This window comes from Drancourtella massiliensis, assembly GCF_016900655.1.
Classification (GTDB): domain Bacteria; phylum Bacillota; class Clostridia; order Lachnospirales; family Lachnospiraceae; genus Sellimonas; species Sellimonas catena.
In genome coordinates, this window is sequence record NZ_JACJKH010000056.1 from 1 (window position 1) to 3,242 (window position 3,242).

Sequence of the window (3,242 nt, forward strand, 5' to 3'; positions counted from 1 at the left end):
ATGGCGGCCTTCCTCCCATGGTAAAACGCAGGCAGTACTATGAGGCTTTGGAGGTGGCTGCATAGTCAGTGATATCCTTGAGAAAAATGTGTCAACTAATCTTGACAATATCATACGGTTATTCAAAAAAATCCAGGAACTGAAAATGAAAACGTAGAAATTGAAAAATGATTTCATACCGATTTCAGTTAGGCTGGTAAAAGTTATGTTATAGAAGAAAATGACAGGATACCTAGTGAATGATATAATAAGGAAAACGGCTTAAAAATTGAGACATAAGCGGGGGAAAGTTTTGAGAATAGAAATCAGAGACTTGCGAAAAAAGGACTATAAAAAAGCGATACAATTTGCAATTACAGGGATGCATTTTGACTGGTATTTAAATAATAAATTTTTGCTCAATGCGTATGGACGGTATTTTTGGTATCTTGAACTGAACCGCGCGACACAGATTTTTGCGGCCTATGTAAATGGCAAATTTGCAACGTGCTTTGCCATACGATCGCTTATTAAAATGACGCAATTGCACATATTATACCTGAGAAGATTAAAAATACTCCTGCTAGGCGGTACAACATGAGTGCCAGATCCGAAGGTTCTGCGTTTTTATACCACCAACCACGAAAGAGATACCATACGCTTCTTGCTCCAAAAAAGTTCCACGCTCCAACGCCAATTAGTGCTAATGCAAGAAGTATGGATGGTGAACCGTTATTACTGGTTCCTCGTGCATTGTCCATTACTCCCTCGATACTATAATTGAGGGAGAACAGGTCAATATAGCCTTTGTTTTTTCTTTCAATCGAATTATACTCTGCCGGCGTGGCAAATCCTCCGTTAATTTCTGTTTGGGAAAATACATATCCATCGGGGTAGTTAACTGTAAAAACAATGCTATTTCCGGAAACTCCATACTCAAATGTATACGTTCCGTTTTCCGAAGTAATTGTTCCGGCAGATAAGTTATTTTCATCCAATGTGATAGTCAGAGATTGTCCATCAATTTCCACTACCTCTGAATAAGGATCTGATTTCGCAGTATTGCTATTACAAGCACCTAAAACAAGCGCTAAAAGCATCACGACTATCAGAACGCATTTGCGTTTTATGTTTGCCATATTGATGTCCCTCCTCCACGTTCTAAACGGCTGCCCTTGAATTTGGCAACTTCAGTTAAATCCCATTTTAGTTCTTACGCAATGGTGTCGTTAAAGTCCGCCGGTTTAAATGGTTTATTCCACTATCTAGCCCCTTTTTTATTATGGTTTCATTTTATCACAATTCCGGGAGCGTGGAAATAGGGGGATTATCAGGTGATTTCCGGCCTTGCGGATATGCGGGATGGACGGTCATTTCGGTGTAGACTTAGGTTAGTCCATCATTGATAACACGCCCACGTTTATGATACAATTTCTATAGAGTAAAAGTATTGTAAACGTGGGGTTTTTCTTTAGAAAGGAGGAAAAACCGATGTCAAACTATCTGAATTATCAGGAAGAGAGCACGAACATCGTAAAAAGCAGAAATAAGCTGTCGATGATGATTTTAGCTGGCGTATATCTTGGGATCTGGGCGGTTTCGCTGATTTCATTCTGGTTGTTCGGCAGCGGATCGGATGCGCTGGGGTACAGTATTATGTATCTGTGGATACTGCTCCCGGTAACTACATTTATTCTTTCGCTGATCATCGGAAAGAACGATTATTGGGGACAGAAAAAATGGCTTATTGCCTTCGGATTTGGACTGATGTATATGCTTGCGGAATATGGGACATTCAGTGCGGCCAATATGATTACGTTTCAAAAAATCAATCTGCCGGAATTTATTATGATACCAATAGGTACAATGGTTTCTCTGATCGGAATGGGAATCGGCACGGGAATCCGCCATGTGCACAATCAAATAAAGAAGAGATGAAAGAAAGCGAAAAAAGCGGGTTTACAGAAGATGCAACTGCCAGTTGACACATTGAAAAGCACCGATTGGTAGCATGCAACTGCAAAAAAATCTAAAATCAGGCTATAAAAAATAATGCATGGGAGGATTCTATATGATTTTTGCAGAAAAATTGGTCCGGCTTCGTAAAAAAGCAGGATGGTCACAGGAAGAACTGGCAGAACAGATGAATGTATCGAGACAATCTGTTTCGAAATGGGAAGGAGCCCAGTCGGTTCCTGACCTGGAGAAAATGATACGCCTGTCAAGACTTTTCGGTGTCAGCACAGATTACTTATTGAAAGACGAGATCGAAGAGACGGGAGCGATTCTTACTGATATGGAAGAAACATCGGTAAGAAATGTGTCCATGGAAGAAGCCAACGCGTTTCTTTCAGTAAAGGCAGAAACTTCAAAGACGATTGCCGGGGCTACATTTTTATGTATTCTTTCACCGGTGTGCCTCCTTCTATTAGGAGCTGCCAGTGAAATCGCAAGCCTGAATGTGTCGGAGAATACTGCAGGCGGTATCGGTATGATTGTTATGTTGGTCATGGTTGCAATCGCTGTGGCAATATTTATACACAGCGGCAGCAAAACGGCACCGTACGAATATCTGGAAAAGGAAGTATTTGAGACAGAGTACGGCGTGACCGGGATGGTAAAAGAGCGTAGAGACCAGTTTAAAAGTGATTATGTGAGAAGCAATATGATCGGTGCATGTCTTTGCGTAACGGCTTTGATCCCGTTGTTTGGCGGTGTAGTTATTAATGAAGACAACGACCTGCTTATGGCTTTGATGCTTTGTATTTCATTTGTAATCGCCGGAATTGGTGTTGTTTTCTTCATCACAGTCGGGATTATTTGGGAAAGCTTTAAAAAACTGCTTCAGGAAGGAGATTACACAAGAACGAAGAAAGAGCATCGTTCTTTCCAATCAGTAATTACAACCGTATACTGGTTGGTCGCAACAGCAATTTATCTGTCATTTAGTCTTCCGACAGAAAGCTGGAAAGAAGGATGGATTGTCTGGGTGATAGCTGCCGTATTATTCCCGGCGGTGATCGCCATTGCGAATGCAATAGAGAACAATAGGAGAAAATAGATGCAAAGGGAGAGCAGACAAATCAGGATCTGCTCTCTTTTTTCACGTAAGGGATATGACAGGAAGAATGGCGGGTGATATAATAAAGAACTAAAACTTCCCACACCAATACGGTGTGTTGAACCTTGAAAATTCAATATTTCAGCCAATAAAAAAGGCATAAACCTGTCCCGTTTGGTATAATGGAATTGACGAAAAACCA

The 3,242-nt window shown here is 40.9% G+C and carries 3 protein-coding genes; 2 read left to right on the forward strand and 1 reads right to left on the reverse strand.

Annotation, left to right across the window (positions count from 1 at the left end; all coding sequences use genetic code 11):
* Positions 1-509: 509 nt before the first annotated feature.
* Positions 510-1,118 carry a hypothetical protein gene (locus tag H6A32_RS15590; RefSeq protein WP_087167980.1) on the reverse strand — a complete coding sequence of 203 codons (609 nt, stop codon included), beginning with the start codon at positions 1,116-1,118 and terminating at the stop codon, positions 510-512.
* Between the two features lie 352 nt (positions 1,119-1,470).
* On the opposite strand from H6A32_RS15590, the gene H6A32_RS15595 reads away from it, so the two are divergent.
* Together H6A32_RS15595 and H6A32_RS15600 are read left to right on the forward strand one after the other, a co-directional pair.
* Entirely contained in the window at positions 1,471-1,917 is a 447-nt protein-coding gene (locus tag H6A32_RS15595) for a hypothetical protein (protein WP_242960125.1), read from the forward strand.
* Between the two features lie 133 nt (positions 1,918-2,050).
* Entirely contained in the window at positions 2,051-3,040 is a 990-nt protein-coding gene (locus H6A32_RS15600) for a helix-turn-helix domain-containing protein (protein WP_087167979.1), read from the forward strand.
* The last annotated feature ends 202 nt before the right edge of the window (positions 3,041-3,242 follow it).

Coding starts and splice junctions, on each gene's coding strand:
- H6A32_RS15590 (WP_087167980.1), bottom strand. CDS start 1,118: ATGGCAAACATAAAACGCAAATGCGTTCTGATAGTCGTGATGCTTTTA.
- H6A32_RS15595 (WP_242960125.1), top strand. CDS start 1,471: ATGTCAAACTATCTGAATTATCAGGAAGAGAGCACGAACATCGTAAAA.
- H6A32_RS15600 (WP_087167979.1), top strand. CDS start 2,051: ATGATTTTTGCAGAAAAATTGGTCCGGCTTCGTAAAAAAGCAGGATGG.